The following is a 23,727-nucleotide window of genomic DNA, read 5'->3' as shown; positions in this document are numbered from 1 at the left end:
CCGGCTGGGCGACAATGCGCCATAGAGGGGCCTCACCACCGATATGCCGCGCATCCTGCTGATCGACGACGACACCGAGCTGGGCCCGCCGCTGGCGGCCTACTTCCAGCGCTTTGACATGCAGCTGGTGTGCGCGCACCGCCCCAGCATTGGCCTGGGCCTGCTGCGCCAAGGCGGCTTTGACGCCGCCATCCTGGACGTGATGCTGCCCGAGATGGACGGCTTTGAGCTGTGCCGCACGGTGCGCCGCGACAGCGACATCCCCATCATCATGCTGACCGCCCGTGGCGAGGTGATGGACCGCGTGGTGGGCCTGGAGCTGGGCGCCGACGACTACGTGCCCAAGCCCTTTGAGCCGCGCGAGCTGGTGGCGCGGCTGCAAACCGTGCTGCGCCGGCGCACCCCGGCGCACCCCACCACCGGCGCACGCCTGCAGTTTGACGGCCTGACGGTGGACGTGGCCACCCGCAGCGTGCTGCGCCTGGGCCAGCCGGTGGAGCTGACCGGCACCGAGTTTGATTTGCTGCACCTGCTGGCGCGCGAGCCCGGCAAGGTGTGCAGCCGCGACGACATCCTGAACCACGTGCGCGGCCACGAGGCTGAGCTGTTCACCCGGGCGGTGGACATCGTGGTCAGCCGGCTGCGCAAGAAGCTGGAACCGCTGGAGTGCATCAAGACGCTGCGCAATGCCGGCTACACGCTGGCCCTGGCGCCTTTGGCCAACAACACGGACGGCCAGACTACACCATGACGCCACCAGCCGCGCCAGAAGACCACAGCGTCTGGCACCGGCGCGCCCGCCACGCGCTGGCGCATTCGCTGCGGGTGCGCATGACGGCACTCTTCCTGCTGCTGGCGCTGGCCATGATCGCCGTCTTTTTGCTGGGCCTGCAGCAGGCGCTGACACTGGGCTGGCGCGATGCCGCCCGCCCCCTGGTGGCCGACTACGTGGACCGGCTGGCGGCCGACATCGGCGCCCCGCCCAGCGTGGAGCGCGCCCGCGCACTGGCGCAGCGCCTGCCCATCACCGTGCGCATCGACGGCCCGGTGGTCAACTACCGCAGCTATGCCAGCCGCTACCGGGGGTTTGACCGCCGCTTCCAGGTGCTGAACGAACCCCGGCTGGCCGACGACGACAGCCGCGCCGAGGAGCTGGATGGCGGCGAATGGCACCACAACGAGCCCCACCTGCTGGAGCGCTTCACCCCCGACGGCCACCGCATCCGCTTCGGCCCCAATGTGCGCTTCTGGCACGACCGTCCGCGCAACGTGGGTTGGCTGACGCTGGCGGTGATCCTGCTGATGACCGCCATCGCCTACGTGCGGGTGCGCCGCATGCTGCTGCCGCTGGACGACATACGCGCCGGCGCCCTGCGCTTTGGCAGCGGCGACTTTGCCCAGCCCATCCCCGTGCGCCAGGCCCGCCGCCCCGACGAGTTGGCCGAGCTGGCCACCACCGTCAACACCATGGCGCAAGACATCCACCAGATGCTGGAGGCCAAGCGCACCCTGCTGCTGGCCATCAGCCACGAGCTGCGCAGCCCACTGACCCGCGCCCGGCTGAACACCGAGCTGCTGCCCGAGCAAGACCCGGCGGTGCAGGCCAGCCGCGACGCGCTGTTGCGCGACATCAGCCTGATGCGCGACCTGATCAACGACCTGCTGGAAAGCGAGCGCCTGGCCAGCCCCCATGTGGCTCTGCAACGCGAGCTGACCGACGTGGGCCTGCTGATCACCGAAACGGTGGTAGCCACCGAAGGCGCCGAAGCGGTGAAGCGCGACATTGCGCCCAACCTGCCACATATCTCGGCAGATCGCGCTCGCCTGCGCCTGCTGCTGCGCAACCTGCTGGACAACGCGCTGCGGCACACGGCGCCGGATGCACCTGCGCCCGAGATCAGCCTGCAAGTGACCACCCTGCGCGGCCGCCCCGCCGTGCAACTGACCGTGCGCGACCATGGCCCTGGTGTGCCAGAGGAGCAACTGGCCCACCTGGCGCAGCCGTTCTACCGGCCGGATGCCGCCCGCGAACGGGCCACTGGTGGCGTGGGGTTGGGCTTGTACCTGTGCCGCTTGGTGGCGCAGGCGCATGGGGGGACGTTTGCTGTCAGCAATGCATTGCCTGGGCTTGCCGTACAGGTTTGCTTGCCTGTCTGAAGTTCAGAGTCCAAGCTGACGTGTCTTGGCTAGCATGCTTCATCGCGATGCGTGGAAATCGTCGGCTCTAGCTAAACGTCACTGTGGCGTCGCTGTAGAACTTAGATTTTTCTATGTTCAACTCGACTGTAAAGCTCTTTTCGGTTATGTCAGTACCGACAAGAATACCTTCTTTAAACATGGTCTCTTGAAGGCTCCCAAGTCCTTTACCCCGAAAGATCGGCAATCCCAGTAAATTCGTCTCGATGGTCGGGGCGGGTTTGGTTGGAGAGATCCGATTCTTGAAGCGGAGCACTATCGTGTCATCCCGATCCTTAGCCTGCACACCGACATATCCCTGCGCACCATGATGCATGGCATTGTCAAATATCTCCGTTACACCTCGGAAGAGCCCGTTGTGATCAAGTTTTACGGGGGGGAGATTGTGTACGGATCGACCGATGCCCACTCTCAAATTAGAGAAGCCTGCGGCAACTGACCGAATGAAATCAGGCAATGAGACGTAACCCTCCTCCGATACGGCTCGGCTCCGCCGGCCTTTCTCGATCAGACTCTTTGCCTGAGTTATAGATGAGTCTTGAACGCTAGCTTGGAGTTGTAACTTTGCATGCCGAAGAAAGCTGGCGGTGTCGTACATATAAAAATTTTGTACGCACCCCGCCTCTGAAAAAATCTCGTTCAGTAGCTCTTTTCTTGGACCGAGTTTCTTTCCTCTCTTCTCCAGCCACCAGTCTTCCTTCACGTCACCCGTGATTAAAACTACGTTTGCGATCTGATCGATTTTTGCTTTGCGAATAATTTCCTTCCAAAGAATCAAGTCTCCATACTTCCGTATGAACTCCCTGTCTTCCACCAAATAGGATCCTTGCTTCGATTTATCCTTGTAGCCTGGAGGAATGTTCGCCTCGTAGCGCTTCTCCCCGGTTTTGCAAATTTCATCCAGTTCCTTTTTGCTGAAGCCTTCACCAATCTTCCCTTGAAAGATATTGAGAACGATGTCCTTGATTAGGTCGCGGTCGTTAACGTCGGACTGCTTGCCCTCAAGAACTGAAAGCTCGCGAATGAACTCCTCTATTGCCAATTTCCCATTTGAAATCTTGTCTGGCGTAAGGAATTTGTCAGGGTCTATAAGGGAATGACGTTGCTTCAGTTTTAGCTTGGCGAGTTCTTCTGACAGCTTATCGAAGACATCGTCATACTGACCGCTGGCTTCCTCGAGCAAGCTCCGGACCGTATGGAATTTATTCTTTTGGTCGCTTATCGCCTCATGCCGATTGTTAAGAAATTCGACCAAGACTTGAAATCCAATCCAAATTCGTTGCTGCAACTTCTCATCTCTTAGTACTCCTAGGAGATCGTTGCTCGCCGATTCAGGAAGGCGATAGAGGTCAAGTAAAACATTCGAGTCAAAAACGAATAGACCTTGCTGCCAAAGCAAAGCGAAGTCGATTTCGTCCGGGTCGCGATGGGTTCGTAGGAGGACTTCGAGCATTGCGTCGTTGAGTCGGTTGGATGTGAGCTCAGTCTACTCGGTAGTGTTCCATCTACCAATCCCCAAAGATGGGTAAGGGAGGCGCTGTCCTCGGGGTGCATGAGGTTGTAGCCATCGTATTGGCTGTTAGGGCTTATTTGCTCTTCGTTGGAAGCGGAGGTGTACCCCAGCGTGCCGGGTGGCCGTGTCGGGGTGCAGGCGCCATTCGGGCAAGCGGCGGCATTCCGCGCCAGCCAGGCAACTGAGGGCATGGGAGCAACTGCCGCCAATCAAGTAGCCTCCCGACGAGCCGGAGAACCGATACGGACGCCCGGTGCGCCTGCCTAGGGCCATGGCGTGGCGCTAGCTTGAAGCCTGGGGCTTCGACAGGCTCAGCCCGAACGGAATATGCGCCTGAATGGAGTGTGGTGCGCGCCCAAAAGAAAACGCCCCACACCCAAAGGCATGAGGCGTTCACAAACGTGAAGCTAAAAGGTCAGCTTACAGCGAATCGGTGAAGCTCCGCAGCTTGTCCGACCGGCTCGGGTGCTTCAGCTTGCGCAGCGCCTTGGCTTCGATCTGGCGGATGCGTTCGCGCGTGACGTCGAACTGCTTGCCCACTTCTTCCAGCGTGTGGTCGCTGGTCATCTCGATGCCGAAACGCATGCGCAGCACCTTGGCTTCGCGCGGCGTCAGGCTGTCCAGGATGTCCTTCACCACGTCGCGCAGGCCGGCCTGCATGGCGGCGTCCATGGGGGCGGTGTTGGCGCTGTCCTCGATGAAATCGCCCAGGTGGGAATCGTCGTCGTCTCCGATCGGCGTTTCCATGGAGATCGGCTCTTTCGCGATCTTCATGATTTTGCGGATCTTGTCTTCCGGGATTTCCATCTTCGCGGCCAGGATGCTGGCGTCCGGCTCGAAGCCGAACTCCTGCAAGTGCTGGCGGCTGATGCGGTTCATCTTGTTGATGGTCTCGATCATGTGCACCGGGATGCGGATGGTGCGCGCCTGGTCCGCGATAGAGCGGGTGATGGCCTGGCGGATCCACCAGGTGGCGTAGGTCGAGAACTTGTAGCCGCGGCGGTATTCGAACTTGTCCACCGCCTTCATCAGGCCGATGTTGCCTTCCTGAATCAGGTCGAGGAACTGCAGGCCGCGGTTGGTGTACTTCTTGGCGATGGAGATCACCAGGCGCAGGTTGGCCTCGATCATCTCCTTCTTGGCGCTGCGGCTGGACGATTCACCCTCGTTCATGCGCTTGTTGATGTCCTTCAGCTGGTCCAGCGGCACCACCACGCGCGATTGCAGGTCGATCAGCTTTTGCTGCAGGTCCTGCACCGGGGGCACGTTGCGCGCCATGATGGCGCTCCAGGTCTTGCCGGCGGTGGCCTGCTTTTCGATCCACTTCAGGTTCAGCAGGTTCGAGGCCACCTTGGCGCCGTGCTTGTCGCGGCCGGAGAAATCAGCGATGAAGTTCTCTTGCGGGTAGCCGCACTTGTCCACGATGATGCGGCGCAGCTCGCGCTCTTTCTTGCGGATGTCGTCCACCTGGGCGCGCACCATGTCGCACAGTTTCTCAATCGTCTTGGCGGTGAAGCGGATGGTCATCAGCTCGTCGCTCAGGGCGCGCTGGGCCTTCACATAGTGCGGCGTGCCGTAGCCTTCCTTGTCGTAGACCTTGTGCACCTTCTCGAACAGGTCGCGCAGGCGGTCAAAGCGGGTCAGGGCCTCGTTCTTCAGCTCTTCCAACTTCTTGGTCAGCGCCTTGGAGCCGCCCTTGCCGTCGTCGTCGTCTTCGGCGTCGAACTCGTCAAAGTCTTCCTCGGCCACATAGTCGTCGGCCTCGTTGGGGTTGGAGAAGCCGTCCACGATGGTGGAGATCACCACCTTGTTCTCGCGGATGTCCTCGGCCATGCGCAGGATCTCGGCGATGGTGGCGGGCGAGGCCGAGATGGCCTCCATCATCGCCATCAGGCCGCCTTCGATGCGCTTGGCGATTTCGATTTCGCCTTCGCGCGTCAGCAGCTCCACGGTGCCCATTTCGCGCATGTACATGCGCACCGGGTCGGTGGTGCGGCCGAATTCGCTGTCCACAGTGGACAGGGCGGCTTCAGCCTCTTCTTCGGCTTCTTCTTCGGTGGCGGCGGTGGGGCCGGTGTTGTTCAGCAGCAGGGTTTCGGCGTCGGGCGTCTGCTCGTACACCGCCACACCCATGTCGTTCAACATGGAGATCACGACTTCCAGCGTTTCAGCATCGACCAGCTTGTCGGGCAGGTGGTCGGAGATTTCGCCGTGCGTCAGGTAGCCGCGCGTCTTGCCCAGCTTGATCAGGGCCTTCAGGCGCAGGCGGCGCTTGGCCATGTCTTCTTCGGACAGCACGGTCTCGTCCAGACCGAATTCCTTCATCAAGGCCCGTTCCTTGGCCTTGCTGATCTTCATGCGCAGCGGCTTGACCTTTTCGCCGGGGGCAGCCGCTGGTTCTTCGGCGAACTCGGCTTCGATGTCGGACAGGTCGATTTCGGCCTCGGGCTTGGCGGAGGCATCCGCATTCTTGGGCTTGCGGCCGCGCTTGGCGCCGGTGGCGGGCGCTGCGCTGCCGTCGGCACTGGCGGCCTTGGGCGGGCGGCCAGGCTTTTTCTTGGGCGCGGCTTCAACGGTGGCAGCGGCCTTGGCGGCTACGGTGTCTTTGTCGGCTTTGGCGGGAGTCTTGGAGGCGGGCACTGACGGGGCTTTCTTGGAGGCGGCGGTCTTGGCGGGCGCCTTGGCCGCCGGGGCGGTCTTGGGCTTGGCTTTTGTTGCGGGCGATGCTGACTTCACTGACTTTTGAGCGGGCATTTAAATCCTCAAAACAAAAAAGCTGTTGATTAATTAGCACGCACCGCAAGACACACCGGTGCAATGGTGGAAGGCAGAGGAAAACGTGGTTTCCTCAACGGCAAGACAGAAGGGCGAACATTTGGAATGCAGTCCTTGCGGTTAGGTGGCCGGTCGTGAACTGTGTCAACGGTTGGCCTGGCCCGGAGGTGCTGCTGTCGCGCTTGCCGACGAACAACCTTGGATTATACCCAATAACGCCTGCCTCGTAGGCAAATATAGGGTGCCGGGCGGCAAAATCAAGCGACTTTTCAGGCCGCCTTGCCGCTGCCGGGCGTAAATTTGGCTGTCAATGCATTCTTTCGGGTCAACAAATCACGGTAACGCTGCTGAGCGGCTGGATCGTTGGACATCGTCAATGCCAATTCATCCATTTGCCGGGTGAGCGAATCCACCAACAGCCGGTCCAACAGGCCCCGCAGTTCCTGGGCGTCTTCTTGGGCCTGTTGTTGCTCAGCCTCCTCGCCGGCCGCGCTCAGGTCTTCGGCCGTCATCAGTCGGATCGCCAGCGCCTCGGATTCATGGTCGCGCAAACCTTCGCGCAGAGCGCCCCAGGGTTGGGGCCCGTATTCGTGCAACTGGCTCTCCAGCCAGATGAACAGTGGGCCGTGTGGTGCTGGTAGCTCGCACAACATGGCATGGTCCTCGGCCGACAATTGGTCCCATACTGCTACCTGGCCCAGGAGTAGCCGAGTGGCGTGGTCGGCCCGGCTGAGCAGGGAGTTGCGCAGCCGACCTGTTGGGCGGGGCAGGGCGGGTTTGAAGGAGCGCTCTCGCCAGGGGCGTTTGCTTGCGCCGGCCTGCTCTTCGCCCTCGCTACCGCGCTCCTGCCGCTGCCAGCGGTTGCCTTGGCCGTCGGGTTTATCGCCACCACGGCCGCCGCTGCCCGGTTTGCGCTTGTTCCACAGGTCGTCCAGCTCGTGGCTGCCCAGTTGCACCAGGTCGGCAATCTCGGCCAGCAGCTGGCGCTTCAGGGCGCCGTCGGGCATGGCCAGCCACAGCGGGGCGGCGTTGCTGGCCATGTGGGCGCGGCCCTCGGGGGTGTCCATGTCGCAGCCCTCGCAGGCCGCCTCGATCAGGAAGCGGCTCAGCGGCGTGGCCTGGGCCACGTACTGGGCGAAGGCCTCCTTGCCGTTTTCGCGGATGTAGCTGTCGGGGTCGTGCTCGGGCGGCAGGAACAGGAACTTGACGCTGCGCACATCGGTGGCAAATGGCAGGGCGCCGTCCAGTGCCTTGCGCGCGGCGCGCCGGCCGGCGGCGTCGCCGTCGAAGCTGAACACCACCGCGTCGGTGAAGCGGAACAGCTTTTGCACATGGTCTGTGGTGCAGGCCGTGCCCAGCGTGGCCACCGCGTTGGGAAAGCCCAGCTGCGCCAGCGCCACCACGTCCATGTAGCCCTCGGTGACCAGCACATAGCCGTGCTCGCGCAGCGCGTTGCGGGCTTCGAACAGGCCATACAGCTCGCGGCCCTTGCTGAACACCGGGGTTTCGGGCGAATTCAAGTACTTGGGTTTTTCGTCGCCCAGCACCCGGCCGCCGAAGCCTATGCATTCGCCCTTGACGTTGCGGATCGGGAACATCACGCGGTCGCGGAAGCGGTCATAGCGCTTTTCCTCGCCGCCGTCTTCCTCGGCGTTGCTGATGACCAGGCCGCTTTCCACCAGCAGCGGGTCGTCGTAGCTGGGGAACACGCTGGCCAGGCTGCGCCAGCCCTCGGGCGCGTAGCCCAGGCCGAAATCACGCGCCACCTCGCCGGACAGGCCGCGGCCCTTGAAGTAGGCAACGGCCTTGGGCGAGATCTTCAACTGCTTCTTGTAGGCCTCGCAGGCCTTTTCCAGCACATCGGTCAGCGTGGCCTGTTTTTGCCGCTGCTCGGCGGCGCGTTCGCGCTGCTGCGGGCTCATGCCGTCGTCGGGTACCTGCATGCCGTATTGGCCGGCCAGGTCTTTCACCGCTTCGACGAAGGTCATGCCGGCGTGTTCCATCAGGAAGCCGATGGCGTTGCCGTTCTTGCCGCAACCAAAGCAGTGGAAGAACTGCTTGGCCGGGCTGACCGAGAACGACGGCGATTTCTCGCCATGGAACGGGCACAGCCCCATGAAGTTGGCGCCGCCCTTTTTCAGCTGCACGTAACGGCCGACGATGTCCACCACGTCGGTGCGCGCCAGCAGTTCCTGGATAAAGCTTTGCGGGATGGCCATTGCACCTGATTCTAGAGAGTCGGGGTCAGCAAGCCTGGCGACGATGGTTGGCAAGGATCAGGCCGCCACGGCGCTCAGCTCCGCGGCTGTCCCCCGGCCCTTCGGGCCTCCTCCTTGATGCCGCTGCGCTGAACGCCATGACGACCTGATCCTGCTGGCCTGGTAGGCGCGCTTCCAATCTCGGAAGCCTGTCTTGCCCCCACCATTGGGGATTCGCGGATACATCGATACCGCTTAGACTGATGGCAAGCGAAACAGTAACGCGACGTCGTTGCCCAAACCTCTATGAGTTATGTCCTTGGAATAGCGGATAAGCCTCTTGGGGAGGGTTTTGTGCCATTGATTCAACGTGTGACAGTTGCTTCACGAGCCCGCTTTCTAAGGGGCTACCTGAACGAGATTGCACCTGCGTTTCAGCAGTTCAGTGATCGTGGGAAAGACATTCTTACATTGCATTGCTTCGCTAGCATCTCACCCGAGCAATTCGACGCAGCGAAGTGTGTCTGTGATCGTTTGAGGAGTTCACTCTCAGACAGACCATCTTCGTGGCGGCTGCCCCTGGGCACCATTCAGTTCCCAGGTCAACCGAAGAGGGCATTCGCGCCGTTTGTCGCCAAACGTCGGGCCTTGGCCATAGTTGACCATATTGAACGGCTGCTCATCTTGGCACGTAAGGCTGGAGGTACCGTCGTCTTTGCTGGTGGTGCTTGGTATGTTCCTCTTTGCGGAATTAAGCTTCCTCTAGATACTGTCCTCTACTCGTAGTCGCCGAATAGCATAAGGATTGACCCTCCGCCTCGGTTTTCATACGCTGCGCCCGCCAACGAGCCCGATGCCGCTGGGGCGTGTGGCGGAGGGAAATCAAGGAGGAGGCCCGCAGGGCCGGGGGACATTCCCGTAGCCACGCGCACCAGCGGCGTCGGCAGCCAACAAGCCAGCTGCCTCGGGTGTTAAGGATCGCCGGCGACCGCGCCCTCACGCCTGGGGTCAGCCCCGCCGAACCAACCGGTGGGCGTGCGCTGGATGAACTGGGTGCCGCTGTTCAGGCCGCTCTCGTTCACCACATGCCCGCGCGCCCTCAAGGCTTGCAGCGTTGCCTCGCCAAAGCGCCCTGCCTCCAGCTGCGCGGGCCCGGCGAAGGCGCCGAAATTGGGCAGGTTGATGGCCTGCTGCACGTCCATGCCCCAGTTCAGCGTGGCGTACAGCACCTTGGCGGTGTAGTGGATGATCTGCGGCCCACCGGCGCTGCCGCCGGCCAGCACCAGCGGCCCCAACTGGCCGTCGGGCCGCTTCTCGAACACCAGCGTGGGCGCCATGGCCGAGCGCGGGCGTTTGCCGGGCTCCAATCGGTTGGCCACGGGTTTGCCGGCGGCGTCCGTGGGGCGGAAGCTGAAGTCCGTCAACTGGTTGTTCAGCAAAAAGCCGCCAGCCAGACCCAGGCCGCGGTTGACCATCTGCTGCGAGCCAAAGGCATATTCCACGCTGGTGGTCATGGACAGTGCGTGGCCCTGGGCGTCGACGATGGCGATGTGCGAGGTGCCGTATTCGGGCTGCTGCGCCATGGGCGCATAGGCGGTGGTGGTGCCGCCGGGCCGACCGGGCTGGACGGTCTTCATGCTTTTGCCGTCCTTGCCGGTCTGCACCAGTTGTGCGCGTTGGCGCAGGTAGGCCGGGGCCAACAGGCTGGCCCAGTCGCCGGCCGGGGCGGCGACGAAGTCCGGGTCGGCCGGGTACTGGTCGCGGTCGGCCGAGGCCAGGCGGGCGGCTTCGGTGTACAGGTGCAGCCAGTCGGCGGAGGGCACCGCCGGCCCGGGGCAGGGCAGGGCCACGCAGGCGAAGGGCGCGGGGGACGCGCCCGCGTCCAGCGGGTTGGCCGCCGCTGGCAACTGGTTCAGCAGCCCCAGGATCTGCGCCACCGCGACGGCGCCCGAGCTGGGCGGCGGCATGCCGCAGATGCGGTAGTCCCTGGCTGCGCCGGCCAGCGGGTGGGCGGTGTAGTCCACGCACAGCGGCATGCGTTGCTTGGGCTGGTAGGCGGCCAAGTCGTTCAAGCCCAGCTTGCCGGGGTTGCGCGGGTGCTGGCGCACCTTGTCCACGATGGCCTGGGCAATGGGCCCTTGGCTCAGCGCCTTGGCGCCTTGCTGGGCGATCTGGCGCAGCATGGCGGCCAGCTCGGGGTTCTTCAACACGTAGCCGGTGGGGCGGGGCTGGCCGTCGGCCCCAAAGAAATAGGCGCGCGCCACCGGGTCGTCCTCGCGCAGCACCTGCACCTGGCCCAGCAGGCCGTGAAGCCGCTCACCGACTGCGAAGCCGTTTTCGGCCAGCGCGATGGCCGGCTCGAACAGCGTGGCCCAGGGCAGCTTGCCGTGTTGGCGGTGCGCCTGCTCCAGCATGGCCAGCACGCCGGGCGCGCCCACGGCGCGGCCACCAACGACGGCTTCGCGAAAGCCCATGGGCTGACCGTTGGCCTGCATGAACAAGCCGCTGTCGGCGGTGGCCGGGGCGGTTTCGCGGCCATCAAAGGCCTGCACCTGGCGGCCGTCAAAGTACAGCAGAAAGGCGCCGCCGCCCAGCCCGCTGGACTGTGGCTCCACCAGCGCCAGCACCATCTGGGTGGCGATGGCGGCGTCCACCGCGCTGCCACCGCGTTGCAGCATCTGGTAACCGGCCTGGGCGGCCCGCGGGTCGGCGGCGGCCACCGCCATGCTGCGGGTGGCCCAGCCGGCGTGGGCGCGGTAGCCGGTGCTGCCCTCGGGTTGCGCGGCTGAGGGGGCGGGAGGTGTTGCGGCCGGAGGTGTGGGGCCGGCGCAGCCTGCCAGCAACAGCAGCAGTGCGGGCAACAGGCGAAGGCGGTTCATCGCCCCCATGGTAAGGCAGCCGCCAAAGTGCTGCTGGGGGCGTGCCGACTGCGGGGCTACCAGGGCTGGCGCTGGTAGTAGGTGACGTAGCAGTCACCGTCCAGGCACAGCATGGGGTCGCGGTTTTTCGGGTGATTGCGCTTTTCCAGCCGGTAGGTGGTGGTGCTGCCGGTGTTGGAGTGCGCGGTGATCTGGTAGTCGGTGGCGCTCCAGCGGCCGGCGTCGCCATTGCCCGCCGAGGTACCGCCATACATGCCGCCGCCATAGGCGGAAGCGGTGCGTTGCGAGCCATAGGTGTAGCTGCCGTTGGGGTGCAGCTCAAAACAGGCCGAGCTTTGCGAACCGCCGCCGCCGTTGGCCGTGAAGCTGGAGGCCTTGCACCATTTGCCCACCAGTTCCTGGCGCACACCGCCAGCGCCACCCGTGTTGGGCGCGCCGTTCATGGCCTGTTGCTGCTGCGGTGGCGGCGCGCCGGGCACGCCGCGCGTCATGGTCAGCACGCCTTGGATGACGCCGCCGGCCACCTGCAGCTGGTTGCCGTTGACCTGGAACTGGTAGGTGTAGACCTGTCCCTGGTCCTCGACGAACAGCATCTGGCCCATCACCTGGTAGCGTATGCGCCGGCCATCGACCTGGCCGCCGCCACTGCCGTCCAGCGTGAGTGAAATGGGGGTGCCGTTGAGGTTGGCGTTCCAGGTCCCGGTCAGGCCGGCCTGGGCCATGGCCAGCGTGGCCGACAGCAGAAGGGCTGAAACAAGCAAGCGCATCCACATGGTGGCGTCTCCTTCACTTCAGCCTTGACTATAGCGGTGTCTCGTCTTTGTCAGTGGCCTATCGCACCCGCCGAACAGCCATGCACGTGCTTGCCTTGCTGGCTGCCGACGCCGCTGGTGCGCGTGACTCCGCGAATGTCCTCCGGCCCTGCGGGCCTCCCCCTTGATTTCGCTGCGTCACGCGCCCCAGCGACATCGGGGCCGTTGGCGAACGAGGCGCCGGCATACCCTTGCCGGCATGCCAACCGTATTCGTTGGATCAGGTCGTGGTGGCGCTCAGCGCAGTGGCATCAAGGAGGAGCCCGCAGGGCGGGGGACAGCCACGGAGCTGAGCGCCGCCGCGGCCTGATCCCCGCAACCCTGCTGGCGTGCGGAGGGTGTTCGGAAGCTTAACGCGGCGCCAGACGAATGGCCCCGTCCAGGCGGATCACCTCGCCGTTGAGCATGTCGTTTTCGATGATGTGCTTGGCCAGCTTGGCGTAGTCCTGCGGGGTGCCCAGGCGCGAGGGGAAGGGCACGCTGGCGGCCAGCGATTCCTGCACCTCCTTGGGCATGCCGAACATCATGGGCGTGCCGAAGATGCCGGGGGCAATCGTCATGTTGCGGATGCCGTTGCGTGCCAGGTCGCGGGCGATCGGCAGCGTCATGCCCACGATGCCACCCTTGGAGGCGCTGTAGGCGGCCTGGCCGATCTGGCCGTCGTAGGCCGCCACCGAGGCGGTGGAGATCATCACGCCGCGCTCGCCGGTGGCTTCGGGTTCGTTCTTGCACATGGCGTCGGCGGCCAGGCGGATCATGTTGAAGCTGCCCACCAGGTTCACGGTGATGCACTTGGTGAACACGCCCAGGTTGTGGGCGCCGTTCTTGCCCACGGTCTTTTCCGCCGGAGCGATGCCGGCGCAGTTGACCAGGCCCATCAGCTTGCCCATGGACACCGCCTTGGCCACCACGGCTTGGCCGTCGGCTTCCTGGCTGACGTCGCACTTGACGAAGGCGCCACCGATTTCCTTGGCAATCGCCTCGCCCTTTTCCGCCTGCATGTCGGCGATCACCACCTTGCCGCCGTTGGCCGCCAGCATGCGCGCCGTGCCTTCACCCAGGCCGGATGCGCCGCCGGTGACGATGAATACCTTGCCGTTGATGTCCATGTGTTGTGCTCCAGAAGAAAAGAGGGGGGATGAGTTGACGTTGACGTAAACGGAAATTATCGTTGATTGGTGCGCGCGTTTGGGCCGCAGCGTGTCGCCATGGCGGCGCTGGCCGGGGCATGCCGCAATAACTGCTATACTTGCGTTCTCGAATACTTTTAGGCGCGTAGCTCAGCTGGTTAGAGCACCACCTTGACATGGTGGGGGTCGTTGGTTCGAGTCCAATCGCGCCTACCAATGATCAGCCTCGTTTTCACTGTGAAAACGGGGCTTTTTTGTTTTCGGGCCTCAGAAACCCGCATTGCGCGGCCTGCACTTCTGTTTGTTCAGCCCACCGACTCCACCCGCTCGAAGCGGTAGCCAAAGCCATACACCGGCACCAGCTTCCAGCCGTGGCCGCCGTCCAGGCTGAGCTTGCGGCGCACCCGGCTCACGTGGGTGTCCACGGTGCGCACGTCCACATCGGCCGAGATACCCCAGACCTTGTTCAGCAGGAAGTCGCGCGACAGCAGCTTGCCCAGGTTCTGGAACAGCGTGACCGTCAGGTCGAATTCCTTTTGCGTCATCTCCACCACCTTGCCGGCCATGGACATGCGCTGGCGTTTGATGTCGATTTCGTAGTCGCCGGCGCGCAACACCGGCAGTGCCCCGGGGCGCGCGCGGCGTGAGGCGGCGGCGATGCGGGCCATCAGTTCCAGCGGTTTGGCGGGTTTGACGATGTAGTCGTCCGCGCCGGCTTCCAGCGCGGTCACGACGTCGTGTTCTGACTCGTGTGCGGTGATCACGATGCAGGGCAGCTGCCAGCCCATGTTGGCACGTATCCATTTCAGCAACTCGCCGCCATTGCCGTCGGGCAGCACCCAGTCGATCAGCACCAGGTCAAAGCTTTCCTGCTTCAAGCCCTGCAGGAAGGCGGCGGCGGTGTCAAACGCGCGGCAGCTGTGCTGGCCTTGTTGCAATTGCACGGTCAGCATCTCACGTTGCAGCGGGTCGTCTTCCACAAAACCTATGTGCATCTGTCTCCTCCTTTCTGGCGCCCACAGTCGAAACTTGTATCCGCCTGATCCTGGGCCTGCTCAGTGTCCCCGCCATGGCATCGCGCGGATGTGCGGCATCATAAGTACATTGCACCATTTTGCGGCGCCCCTGGCAATGGTCGCCTGCACCACCCCAACAACGGTGTGGCTGTCGGCCCTCAAAGCGAATGCTGTGCTAGGTGTAGGCGTACGCCACAGTCTCATCACACTTGTCCGGCCCTGCTGTCGCCTAATAGATACTGTAGGAGCACGTGCCGCTGCTCCAGGGGAGCAGGTCCATGGGCCTTGAGGAACAAGTCAGCCATTCTTTCATTGACGCCTGTCTGCGCCATCCCGCGCCGAAGGTGGTTTCCATGTTCGCGCAGCGCTCGCATGGGGCGCTGTCGCCGCCGGGGTTGAGCGCCGGCGCATTGATGCAGATCGTCAACGACGGCGTCTTCATCGCGCGCGACGGCCGCTTTGTTTATGCCAACGAAGCCCTTCCCGCGCTGCTGGGCTACAGCAGCGCGGAGTTTGCCGATATGCCATTTGAGCGTGTCGTCGCGCCGGAGTTCCTCGGGTTGTGGACGCACCGCTTCGCCCGCCGCGTGGGCGAAGGTGACGCACCGCCGGGCAACTACCGCGTGCGCCTGCTCAAGCGTGACCCGTTGGACGAGGTGTGGGTGGACCTGCAGGCCAGCCGCTTCACCTACCAGGGCCGGCGCTGCGTGCTGGGTTTGCTGCGGGACGTCACGGAGCAGCGCCGTGAGCAGCAGCGTAGCAGCCTGCGCGACCACGTGCTGGAACGGCTGGCGCGCGGCGCCGGCCTGGAGAGCCTGCTGCACGCCATCGTCTATGCCATCGAGGAAGTGGTGCCGCACATGCACTGTGGCGTCTTGCTGCTGGACCCGCGTGACAACCGCCTGCGCTGTGGCGCGGCGCCTAATCTGCCCGAGCCGCTGGCGCAGGCGCTGGATGGCCTGGCCCTGGAGCCGGCGGCCAACGCCTGCGGTCTGGCCGTTGAGCCCGGCGTGGCGTTGACCGGGGCGGGCGCAGGCGCCAGCCACAGCCCGGCATTTGCCGCCGTGCTGGCTGGGGCCGGCGTGCAGGCCACCTGGTCCGCGCCAGTGCTGGACGGCAGCGGCCGGCTGGCCGGCGTGTTTGCCGCCTATTACGACGTGCCGGGGGCGCCTTCGCACAGTGACGTGGCGCTGCTGCGCGAGGCCGTCAGCCTGGTTGCCCTGGTGATGGCGCGCAAGCGCGCCGAAGAGGAACTGCAGATTGCCTCGCTGGTGTACCAGACCAGCACCGAAGGCATGATGGTGCTGGACGCTAAAGGGCGGGTGGTGGCCGTCAACCCGGCTTTCCTGGCCATCACCGGCTACACCACTGAAGAACTGGTGGGCGCGGACGCGGCCCGGTTGCCCCTGCTGCGCGACGACCAGGTGCTGCTGCGCAAGCTGTGTCAGGCGCTGCAGGCGCAAGGCCAATGGCAGGGCGAGGTCTGGACCCGCAAGCGTAGCGGCGAATCGGTGGTCTGCTGGGTCACCATCAACACCAGCCTGGATGCTGGCGGCGAAGTGCAGCGCCGGGTGGTGCTGTTCTCAGACATCACCAACCGCAAGCAGTCGGAAGAGTTGATCTGGCGGCAGGCCAATTTCGATCTGCTGACGCAACTGCCCAACCGCAACATGCTGCAAGACCGCTTGACGCAGAAGGTCTTGCGCGCCGCGCATGAAGGCCGCAGGTTCGCCGTGTTGTCCATAGACCTGGACAAGTTCAAGGAAGTCAACGACGCGCTGGGCCCGGACCAGGGGGACCATTTGCTGGTGGCCGCGGCGCGGCGCATCGTGCGGGGGGTGGGACAGTTCAACACCGTGGCGCGCATGGGCAGCAACGAGTTCGTGGCTGTCGTGCCGCTGGGCGGTGGCACCGAATCGGCGTCTACCCTGGCTGCCGCGTTGCTGGAGCAGTTGTCCGAGCCCTACCACCTGGCCGTGGGGCCCACCGTGGTGCACGCGAGCCTGGGTGTCTCGGTGTACCCGAACGATGCTGGCAGCGCCGAGAGCCTGCTGAGCAGTGCCGCGCATGCCATGCGCGTCGCCAAAGTGCAGGGTGGCAACCAGTGCTGCCTTTTCACCGCCGAGTTGCAACAGGCGGCGCAGGCGCGCGCGCAACTGGTGAAGGACTTGCGCGAAGCGGTGCAGCAGCAGCAGTTCGAGCTGCTCTACCAGCCCATCGTCGACCTGCACACGGGCGAGGTGCACAAGGCCGAGGCCCTGCTGCGCTGGAACCACCCGCGCCGTGGCCTGGTCGGCCCGGCCGAATTCATCCCGCTGGCTGAAGAGACGGGGTTGATCGTCGACATCGGCAACTGGGTCTTCCACGAGGCCACCCGTTGGGTGCAGCAGTGGCGCCAGCGCCATGACGCGACATTTCGCATCAGCATCAACAAGTCACCGGCGCAGTTTGACCGCACCGGTGCCGGCACCCGTGCCTGGCTGGAGCACCTGCGCACACTGGGCCTGCCCGGCGAGGCGGTGGTGGTGGAAATCACCGAGGGGCTGCTGCTGCATTCCGAGGCGCATGTGGCCGACACCATGGCGGCCTACCGCGCCGCCGGCATGCAGCTGGCCATTGACGATTTCGGCACCGGCTACTCGGCGCTGTCGTACCTGAAAAAGTTCGACATCGACCACCTGAAGATCGACCAGTCCTTCACCCGCCACCTGGGCGAAAGCGCCAGCGACCGCGCGCTGTGCGAAGCCATGGTGATGATGGCCCACCGCCTGGGTTTGAGCGTGGTGGCCGAGGGGCTGGAGACCGCAGAACAGCGCCAGCTGCTGGTGGACATGGGCTGCAACTTCGGCCAGGGCTACCTGTACACCAAGCCGTTGACGGCCCAGGCGTTCGAACAGCAATACGCCCGCGCCTGACGGCATTTATCCGGGCACGGTAGGCCCGTTTGCGCATGGCACGCTCTTTGCATTCAATCTTGGATACAAGATTGAATGCTCAAGGATGGTGCACATGGTGGTTCAGGGGCATGCGCCGGTGGCGCAGGCGGCAGGCGCAGCAGCTGATGGTGCAGGTTCGTTGGCACCCCAGGCCTGGATTTCTCGGCTCTCCCAGCCCGAGCCGGTGGACGCCGCCGGGCCGCTGGCCGGCCTGCGCTTTGCCGCCAAGGACAACATCGACGCGCTGGGCCTGCCCACCACGGCTGCCTGCCCGGCTTTCAGTTACGCCCCGGCGGCCAACGCCGTTGTGGTGCAGCGCCTGCTGGATGCTGGTGCGCGCCTGTTGGGCAAGACCAACCTGGACCAGTTCGCCTGCGGTTTGAACGGCACCCGCTCGCCTTATGGCCCGGTGCCCAACGCCTTCAACCCGCTGTATGTGTCGGGCGGCTCCAGCTCCGGCTCGTCCTACGTGGTGGCCACCGGGCAGGCCGACTTTGCGCTGGGCACCGACACCGCCGGCTCCGGCCGGGTGCCGGCCGGCCTGAACAACATCGTGGGCCTGAAGCCCAGCAAGGGCCTGATCAGCACGCGCGGCGTGGTGCCGGCGGCGCAGAGTGTGGACTGCGTGTCCATCTTCGCCCGCGACGTGCCCACCGCCGTCCGGGTGCTGCAGGCCGCCTTGGGCTACGACCCGCTGGACCCGTACTCGCGCAAGCTGGTGCTGGCCGCGCAACCGCTGCCGGCCAGCTTTCGCTTTGGCGTGCCGTCCGAGTTGCAGTTTTTCGGTGATGCGCTGGCCGAGGCCGCGTTCACGGACGCGCTGCAGCGCCTGGCCGCGCTGGGCGGCACCCCGGTCAGCATTGACTACACGCCGCTGGCCGGCGCCGCTGCGCTGCTGTACGAGAGCGCGCTGGTGGCCGAGCGTTATGCGGCGGTGCGCGGGTTCTTCGATGGGCACGAGGCGCAGGTGGTGGAGCCGGTGCGCAGCATCCTGGCCGGGGGCCGGCGCTACAGCGCGGCTGACCTGTACGACGCCCAGGCGCAGTTGCGTGCCTTCGGCCAGCAGGCCGCCGCGCTGTGGGATGGCATGGATGTGCTGCTGGTGCCCACCGCGCCCACGCACTACACCATTGCCCAGATGCAGGCCGACCCGGTGGCGTTGAACCGCAACCTGGGCGCCTACACCAACTTCGTCAACCTGCTGGACTATGCCGCGCTGTCGGTGCCCAGCAGCCTGCGCCCGGACGGCTTGCCATTCGGCATCACGCTGGTTGGCCCCTGTGGCAGCGATTTGCAGCTGGCCGAGCTGGGCCAGCGCTACCACCAGGCCACTTGCTTGCCCCAGGGGGCCACGGGCCAGCCATTGGCAGCACCACAGGCCATTGCCGGCTTGCAAGCACCGACCACGGCCAAGGTGGCCGTGGTGGGGGCCCACCTGTCGGGCATGCCGCTGAATACCCAATTGACTGAACGTGGTGCACGCCTTCTGGCCAGCACCCACACCGCGCCCAACTACAAGCTGTTCGCACTGCCCGGCACCGTGCCGCCCAAGCCCGGCCTGCTGCGTGTGGCACCGGGCGAGGGCGCTGCTATCGCCGTGGAGGTGTGGGAAATGCCGCTGGCGCACTACGGCAGCTTCGTGGCGCTGATACCGGCGCCGCTGGGCATAGGCACGCTGGCGCTGCTTGACGGCAGCAGCGTGCAGGGCTTCATCTGCGAACCGCAGGCCCTGGCCGGCGCGCAGGACATCACCGCTTTCGGTGGCTGGCGCGCCTTTATCGCCGCGCGTGCCGCCGCCGCTTCATGAGTTTTCTTGTTCCACGTACCCCTCAGGAGATTGCCATGCCTTTGACTGACTCTGACACCCCCGCGACCGCCGCAACTGCCGCCGGTCCATCGCGGCGCAGGTTGCTGAAAGCCGCTGCCGCCGGCACCGCATTGGGCACGCTGGGAGCGCCCGCCATCGTGCGGGCGCAAGGCGTCAAGATCCGCATCGGCTTCTGGCCGGTGGCTGCCGGCCTGCCGTTCTTCGCCGCGGTGGAGAAAGGCTACTTCAAGGAAGGCGGCCTGGATGTGGAGCCGCTGAAGTTCGCCGGTGCCCAGCAGGTGATGGAGGCCATGTTGGCGGGCCGCAGTGACGGCAGCTCCAACGGCACGGGGTCGGCCAACCTGGCGATTGGTGAGATCGCGCAGCCGGGCCTGTTCAAGATTTTTGCCACCAACCCCAGCAACGCCAAGTATGTGCTGGACGAGTTCATCGTGCCCAAGGACAGCCCGGTGAAGACCATGGCCGATCTCAAAGGCAAAAAGGTCGCCTCCGGCCCCGGCATCCAGAACGTGACGCTGGCCAAGACCATGCTGGAGCGCGCCGGCGCCAGCGGCGTCACCGTCAGCGAGCTGCCCATAGGCCAGCACGTGGCCTCGCTGGTGGCTGGCCAGGTGGATGCCTGCTACACGCTGGAGCCCACCGGCACCGTGGGCCGCCTGAACGGCACCACCCGCGTGCTGGAGGCCGGCGTGGTGGCCAAGTACATCCTGGGTGACCCGATGGCGCCGTGGCACGGCGGCTCGGCCAGCCTGACCACCGAGTTCATCAAGAAGAATCCCGAACTGGCCAAGAAGTACATCGCCGCCTACACCAAGGGCATTGAGTTGGTGCGCACCAAGCCGGCTGAGGCGCGGCAGTACCTGAAGGGCTACACCGCCATCGAAGGGCCGCTGACCAGCGAGGTGCCGCTGGCGTCCTACATGCTGTACAACGAGTTCAAGCCCAGCGACGTGGCTTACTTCCAGAAGTTCTACGACCTGTTCACCGAAAAAGGCATCTTCGAGAAGAAGGTGCTGGTGGATGGCCTGCTGTACAAGGGGTAAGCGCCATGGCCATCTCTGTTGCCACCGCTGGCGCCACCGCGCTGGCCACCCCGCCGGCCAATACGCAAGCCGGTGCGCCGCCCGCCGAGCTGGCGCCCATTCCGGCGGCCAATGACGCCACCGCCCCGGCCGCGCCAGTGGCGGCCACGGGTGCCAAACCCTGGGTGCCGCCGGCCATGGCCGCCAGCACGCCACCCAAGCAGCGCTCGCTGGCCAAGCTGCTGCCGGTGGTGGGGCCCATCGTGCTGTTCATCGTCTGGGACCTGGTGGTGCGCCTGGGTTTCATCAAGGCCATCCTGCTGCCCAGCCCGACTGCCACCATCGCCACGCTGGTCACCGGCCTGGCCGGTGGGCCGCTGCTGCTGGACTTCGGCATGACGGTGATGCGCACGCTGGAGGCCTTCCTGATTGCCGCTGTGGTGGGCGTGCCGCTGGGCGTGCTGCTGGGCAGCAACGAAAAGGCCTACCGCAGCGTGGAGTTTCTGATCGATTTCTTCCGCTCCACGCCGTCGTCGGCGTTGATCCCGCTGTTCCTGCTGATCTTTGGCGTCTCGGACATCAACAAGGTGGCCATCGCCGCCTTCGGTGCGTTCTTGATTGTCATTTTCAACAGCGCCTACGGCGTCATCAACGCGCGCAAGCAGCGGGTGATGGCCGCCAAGGTGATGGGCGCGTCGCGCTGGCAGGTGTTCAAGGACGTGCTGATCTGGGAAAGCCTGCAACCTTCGTTCGTGGGGCTGCGCTCGGCGGTGTCCATGGCGCTGGTGATCGTCATCGTGGCTGAGATGTTCATCGGCTCGGACACCGGCCTGGGTCACCGCATCATCGACGCGCAGCAGGTGCTGAACGTCAAGAGCATGTACGCGGCCATCCTGGCGGCGGGGGCCCTGGGGTACGCGCTGAACATCCTGTTCCTGCTGGCTGAGCGCCGCATCGTGCACTGGAGTGGAAGATGAATGCAGTACTCAATGGCCCCGTCTATGCCGACGTGCCCGCGCCCACGTTCGAACCCGGCCCGGCCGGCACCCACATCACCATACGCGGCCTGACCAAGTACTTCGCCGGCTGGCCGTTGTACGAGAACTTCGACCTCGACATCCCGAAGAACAAGATCGTGTCCGTGTTCGGCCCCAACGGCTGCGGCAAGAGCACGCTGATCAACATGATCGCCGGGCTGATTCCCATCGACGCCGGCCAGATTCTGTTCGACGGCAAGTCGTTGAAGGACACCAAGATCGGCTACGTGTTCCAGAACTACCGCGAGGCGATGTTCCCGTGGATGCGCACCATCGACAACATCGCCTACCCGCTGAAGCTGGAGGGTAAGAGCAAGGCCCAGGTGGACAAGCGCATGGCCGAGCTGGTGGCGTCGTTCGACGTCAAGTTCGACCTCAACCGCTACCCGTATGAGCTGTCGGGCGGCCAGCAGCAGACCGCCTCCATCATGCGGGCGCTGGCGCCCAACCCCGAGGTGCTGTTCCTGGACGAGCCGTTCTCGGCGCTGGACTTCGAGATGACGCTGTTCATCCGCGAGAAGCTGCAGCAGGTGTTCATGCAGACCGGCACCACCATGCTGCTGGTGTCGCACGACCTGGAAGAGGCCGTGTACCTGGCCGACCAGGTGCTGCTGTTGACCAAGCGGCCGACCCGGGTGGCCGACATCCTGGCCTACAGTGACCCGCGCCCCCGCACGGTGGACACCTTGTCCGAGCCCAGTTTTGTGGCGATGAAGAAGCTCAGCCTGGAGATCTTCCAGCGCGAGGTGCGCCGATGACGGAGGGCGAGGTCATCGCCTACGTGCGCGCCAGCGCGGCGCTGCACGGCATCCCCATGGACGAGGCGCGCACCCAGCGCGTGGCCCAGCACCTGGCGCGCACTGCGCAGCTGGCCCAGCTGTTGGAAGAGGCACCGCTGGCGCCACACGACGAGCCGGCCGAAATTTACAAACCACTCCCCTTTGCGCCGATGCCTGACCGGCGTGGCGCGCCATGAGTCTGGCCCGCGAAGCGACTGTGATGCCTGGCCTGGCGCTCGCCCGGGCCATCGCCACCGGCGACATCAGCGCGCGCGAAGCGGTTCAGGCCAGCATCGCACGCATTGATGCCACCGACGGCCGGGTCAACGCCTTCACCACCAAGACCTACCAACGGGCGCTGAATGAGGCAGACGCGGTAGACGCGTTGCGCGCCAGTGGTGCCGCACTGCCGCCGCTGGCCGGTGTGCCGTATGCGGTGAAGAACCTGTTCGACGTGCAAGGCGAGGTCACACTGGCCGGCTCCAAGGTCAACCGGGGCCTGCCGCCCGCTGCCGAGGACGCTTTCCTGGTGGCGCGCATGCGCGCCGCCGGTGCGGTGCTGCTGGGCGCGCTGAACATGGACGAATACGCCTACGGCTTCACCACCGAGAACACGCACTACGGCCCTTGCCGCAACCCGCATGACCTGGCGCGCATTGCCGGTGGTTCCTCCGGTGGCAGCGGCGCTGCGGTGGCGGCCGGGCAGGTGCCCATCACGCTGGGCTCGGACACCAACGGCTCCATACGTGTGCCAGCCTCGCTGTGCGGGGTGTGGGGGTTGAAGCCGACGTTTGGCCGGTTGTCGCGCCGTGGCAGCTACCCGTTTGTGCACAGCATTGACCACCTGGGCCCGCTGGCCGATTCGGTGGACAGCCTGGCACTGGCCTATGACGTGCTGCAAAGCCCGGACCCGCTGGACCCCGGCTGCCACGCGTTGCAAGTGCAACCTGTGGGCGAGGGGCTGGGTGCCGGTGTGCAGGGGCTGCGCATAGGCCTGCTGGGGGGCTACTTCCAGCAACAGGCCACGCCGGCCGCGCGCGAGGTGGCGGCATTGGCCGCCCGCACGCTGGGCGCCAGCGACGAGGTGCAATGGCCCGAGCCGGAGCGGGGCAGGGCGGCGGCCTTCATCATCAGTGCGGCGGAAGGCGGCAGCCTGCACCTGGCCGACCTGCGCAGCCGTGCGGACGATTTCGAGCCCCTGTCGGTGGACCGCTTCATCGCCGGTGCCTTGCAGCCGGCCGCCTGGTACACGCGGGCACAGCGCTTTCGCCGTGTTTACCGCGAGCAGGTCAACGCCTTGTTCCGCCAGTGGGATGTGCTGCTGGCACCGGCCACACCGGTGGCCGCGCCCGAAATCGGCACCGAGTGGTTGGACATCAACGGCCAGCGCCTGCCCTGCCGCCCGTCGGTAGGCCTGCTGACGCAACCGATCTCGTTCGCCGGCTGCCCGGTGGTGGCCGCACCGATGTGGCCCAGCGGCACCGGTGGCCTGCCCATTGCGGTGCAGGTTATCGCGCCGCCCTGGCGCGAAGACCTGGCACTGCGCGCTGCCAAGGTGCTGCAGGAAGCCGGCGTGGCCCACCTGAAACCGCCCAAGGATTTGTAA

16 protein-coding genes and 1 tRNA gene are annotated in these 23,727 nt (G+C 65.1%); 10 read left to right on the top strand and 7 right to left on the bottom strand.

Annotated elements, in window-relative coordinates:
- Positions 1 to 43 precede the first annotated feature (43 nt).
- Both AC1DX2_RS05035 and AC1DX2_RS05030 read left to right on the top strand, forming a co-directional pair.
- Complete coding sequence (locus tag AC1DX2_RS05035; RefSeq protein ID WP_477195187.1) at positions 44 to 751, top strand: response regulator transcription factor; 708 nt, start codon at positions 44 to 46, stop codon at positions 749 to 751.
- Positions 748 to 2,157, top strand: coding sequence for an ATP-binding protein (locus AC1DX2_RS05030; protein WP_477195186.1), 1,410 nt, complete (start codon positions 748 to 750; stop codon positions 2,155 to 2,157). Before AC1DX2_RS05035 ends, AC1DX2_RS05030 begins: the two co-directional genes overlap by 4 nt.
- A gap of 67 nt (positions 2,158 to 2,224) precedes the next feature.
- Here the strand turns inward: AC1DX2_RS05030 and AC1DX2_RS05025 are convergent, their stop codons facing one another.
- The 6 genes from AC1DX2_RS05025 to AC1DX2_RS05000 all read right to left on the bottom strand — a co-directional run bounded on the left by AC1DX2_RS05025 (position 2,225) and on the right by AC1DX2_RS05000 (position 13,482).
- Complete coding sequence (locus tag AC1DX2_RS05025) at positions 2,225 to 3,649, bottom strand: PIN-like domain-containing protein (protein WP_477195185.1); 1,425 nt, start codon at positions 3,647 to 3,649, stop codon at positions 2,225 to 2,227.
- A 480-nt stretch (positions 3,650 to 4,129) separates the two neighbouring features.
- Positions 4,130 to 6,463, bottom strand: coding sequence for an RNA polymerase sigma factor RpoD (gene rpoD / locus AC1DX2_RS05020; protein WP_477195184.1), 2,334 nt, complete (start codon positions 6,461 to 6,463; stop codon positions 4,130 to 4,132).
- 290 nt (positions 6,464 to 6,753) lie between these two features.
- Positions 6,754 to 8,703, bottom strand: coding sequence for a DNA primase (gene dnaG / locus AC1DX2_RS05015; protein ID WP_477195183.1), 1,950 nt, complete (start codon positions 8,701 to 8,703; stop codon positions 6,754 to 6,756).
- 950 nt (positions 8,704 to 9,653) lie between these two features.
- On the bottom strand, positions 9,654 to 11,561 hold the full coding sequence (locus AC1DX2_RS05010; RefSeq protein ID WP_477195182.1) for a gamma-glutamyltransferase family protein: 1,908 nt from the start codon (positions 11,559 to 11,561) through the stop codon (positions 9,654 to 9,656).
- Positions 11,562 to 11,617: 56 nt separating this feature from the next.
- Positions 11,618 to 12,334, bottom strand: a complete 717-nt coding sequence (locus AC1DX2_RS05005) for a hypothetical protein (RefSeq protein ID WP_477195181.1) — start codon at positions 12,332 to 12,334, stop codon at positions 11,618 to 11,620.
- A 389-nt stretch (positions 12,335 to 12,723) separates the two neighbouring features.
- Positions 12,724 to 13,482, bottom strand: a complete 759-nt coding sequence (locus AC1DX2_RS05000; protein WP_477195180.1) for a 3-hydroxyacyl-CoA dehydrogenase — start codon at positions 13,480 to 13,482, stop codon at positions 12,724 to 12,726.
- Positions 13,483 to 13,642: 160 nt separating this feature from the next.
- On the opposite strand from AC1DX2_RS05000, the gene AC1DX2_RS04995 reads away from it, so the two are divergent.
- Positions 13,643 to 13,719: transfer RNA gene (locus tag AC1DX2_RS04995), tRNA-Val, on the top strand.
- Between the two features lie 89 nt (positions 13,720 to 13,808).
- On the opposite strand, the gene AC1DX2_RS04990 is transcribed toward AC1DX2_RS04995, so the two are convergent.
- Positions 13,809 to 14,498, bottom strand: coding sequence for a response regulator transcription factor (locus AC1DX2_RS04990; RefSeq protein ID WP_477195179.1), 690 nt, complete (start codon positions 14,496 to 14,498; stop codon positions 13,809 to 13,811).
- Between the two features lie 374 nt (positions 14,499 to 14,872).
- Here AC1DX2_RS04990 and AC1DX2_RS04985 point away from each other — a divergent pair, with 374 nt between their 5' ends.
- The 7 genes from AC1DX2_RS04985 to AC1DX2_RS04955 all read left to right on the top strand — a co-directional run bounded on the left by AC1DX2_RS04985 (position 14,873) and on the right by AC1DX2_RS04955 (position 23,727).
- A complete protein-coding gene (locus tag AC1DX2_RS04985; protein WP_477195178.1) occupies positions 14,873 to 17,434 on the top strand; it encodes a sensor domain-containing protein in 2,562 nt (853 codons plus the stop codon).
- Between the two features lie 94 nt (positions 17,435 to 17,528).
- Positions 17,529 to 19,262 (top strand): allophanate hydrolase, encoded by a 1,734-nt coding sequence (gene atzF, locus AC1DX2_RS04980; protein WP_477195177.1) that lies wholly within the window; start codon positions 17,529 to 17,531, stop codon positions 19,260 to 19,262.
- Between the two features lie 35 nt (positions 19,263 to 19,297).
- Positions 19,298 to 20,326, top strand: a complete 1,029-nt coding sequence (locus AC1DX2_RS04975; protein WP_477195176.1) for an ABC transporter substrate-binding protein — start codon at positions 19,298 to 19,300, stop codon at positions 20,324 to 20,326.
- A 176-nt stretch (positions 20,327 to 20,502) separates the two neighbouring features.
- Positions 20,503 to 21,282: an ABC transporter permease gene (locus AC1DX2_RS04970; RefSeq protein WP_477195761.1), complete on the top strand. Its 780-nt coding sequence runs from the start codon at positions 20,503 to 20,505 to the stop codon at positions 21,280 to 21,282.
- Positions 21,279 to 22,100 carry an ABC transporter ATP-binding protein gene (locus AC1DX2_RS04965; RefSeq protein ID WP_477195175.1) on the top strand — a complete coding sequence of 274 codons (822 nt, stop codon included), beginning with the start codon at positions 21,279 to 21,281 and terminating at the stop codon, positions 22,098 to 22,100. Before AC1DX2_RS04970 ends, AC1DX2_RS04965 begins: the two co-directional genes overlap by 4 nt.
- Positions 22,097 to 22,318: a DUF4089 domain-containing protein gene (locus AC1DX2_RS04960; protein WP_477195174.1), complete on the top strand. Its 222-nt coding sequence runs from the start codon at positions 22,097 to 22,099 to the stop codon at positions 22,316 to 22,318. The genes AC1DX2_RS04965 and AC1DX2_RS04960 overlap by 4 nt, the downstream gene beginning before the upstream one ends.
- On the top strand, positions 22,315 to 23,727 hold the full coding sequence (locus AC1DX2_RS04955) for an AtzE family amidohydrolase (RefSeq protein ID WP_477195173.1): 1,413 nt from the start codon (positions 22,315 to 22,317) through the stop codon (positions 23,725 to 23,727). The genes AC1DX2_RS04960 and AC1DX2_RS04955 overlap by 4 nt, the downstream gene beginning before the upstream one ends.

This window comes from Hylemonella sp. P2_B10 (assembly GCF_056404875.1).
The sequence above is the reverse complement of the archived record's forward strand: the minus strand, read 5'-3'. Positions and strand labels throughout refer to the sequence as shown.

Bases quoted from the DNA above. Each gene is read 5' to 3' on its own strand.
- AC1DX2_RS04985 (WP_477195178.1), top strand. From the start codon at position 14,873: ATGTTCGCGCAGCGCTCGCATGGGGCGCTGTCGCCGCCGGGGTTGAGC.
- AC1DX2_RS05030 (WP_477195186.1), top strand. From the start codon at position 748: ATGACGCCACCAGCCGCGCCAGAAGACCACAGCGTCTGGCACCGGCGC.
- AC1DX2_RS05025 (WP_477195185.1), bottom strand. From the start codon at position 3,649: ATGCTCGAAGTCCTCCTACGAACCCATCGCGACCCGGACGAAATCGAC.
- AC1DX2_RS05035 (WP_477195187.1), top strand. From the start codon at position 44: ATGCCGCGCATCCTGCTGATCGACGACGACACCGAGCTGGGCCCGCCG.
- AC1DX2_RS04990 (WP_477195179.1), bottom strand. From the start codon at position 14,498: ATGCACATAGGTTTTGTGGAAGACGACCCGCTGCAACGTGAGATGCTG.
- rpoD (WP_477195184.1), bottom strand. From the start codon at position 6,463: ATGCCCGCTCAAAAGTCAGTGAAGTCAGCATCGCCCGCAACAAAAGCC.
- AC1DX2_RS04965 (WP_477195175.1), top strand. From the start codon at position 21,279: ATGAATGCAGTACTCAATGGCCCCGTCTATGCCGACGTGCCCGCGCCC.
- atzF (WP_477195177.1), top strand. From the start codon at position 17,529: ATGGTGGTTCAGGGGCATGCGCCGGTGGCGCAGGCGGCAGGCGCAGCA.
- AC1DX2_RS05005 (WP_477195181.1), bottom strand. From the start codon at position 12,334: ATGTGGATGCGCTTGCTTGTTTCAGCCCTTCTGCTGTCGGCCACGCTG.
- AC1DX2_RS04960 (WP_477195174.1), top strand. From the start codon at position 22,097: ATGACGGAGGGCGAGGTCATCGCCTACGTGCGCGCCAGCGCGGCGCTG.
- AC1DX2_RS05010 (WP_477195182.1), bottom strand. From the start codon at position 11,561: ATGAACCGCCTTCGCCTGTTGCCCGCACTGCTGCTGTTGCTGGCAGGC.
- AC1DX2_RS04955 (WP_477195173.1), top strand. From the start codon at position 22,315: ATGAGTCTGGCCCGCGAAGCGACTGTGATGCCTGGCCTGGCGCTCGCC.
- AC1DX2_RS04970 (WP_477195761.1), top strand. From the start codon at position 20,503: ATGGCCGCCAGCACGCCACCCAAGCAGCGCTCGCTGGCCAAGCTGCTG.
- AC1DX2_RS05000 (WP_477195180.1), bottom strand. From the start codon at position 13,482: ATGGACATCAACGGCAAGGTATTCATCGTCACCGGCGGCGCATCCGGC.
- AC1DX2_RS04975 (WP_477195176.1), top strand. From the start codon at position 19,298: ATGCCTTTGACTGACTCTGACACCCCCGCGACCGCCGCAACTGCCGCC.
- dnaG (WP_477195183.1), bottom strand. From the start codon at position 8,703: ATGGCCATCCCGCAAAGCTTTATCCAGGAACTGCTGGCGCGCACCGAC.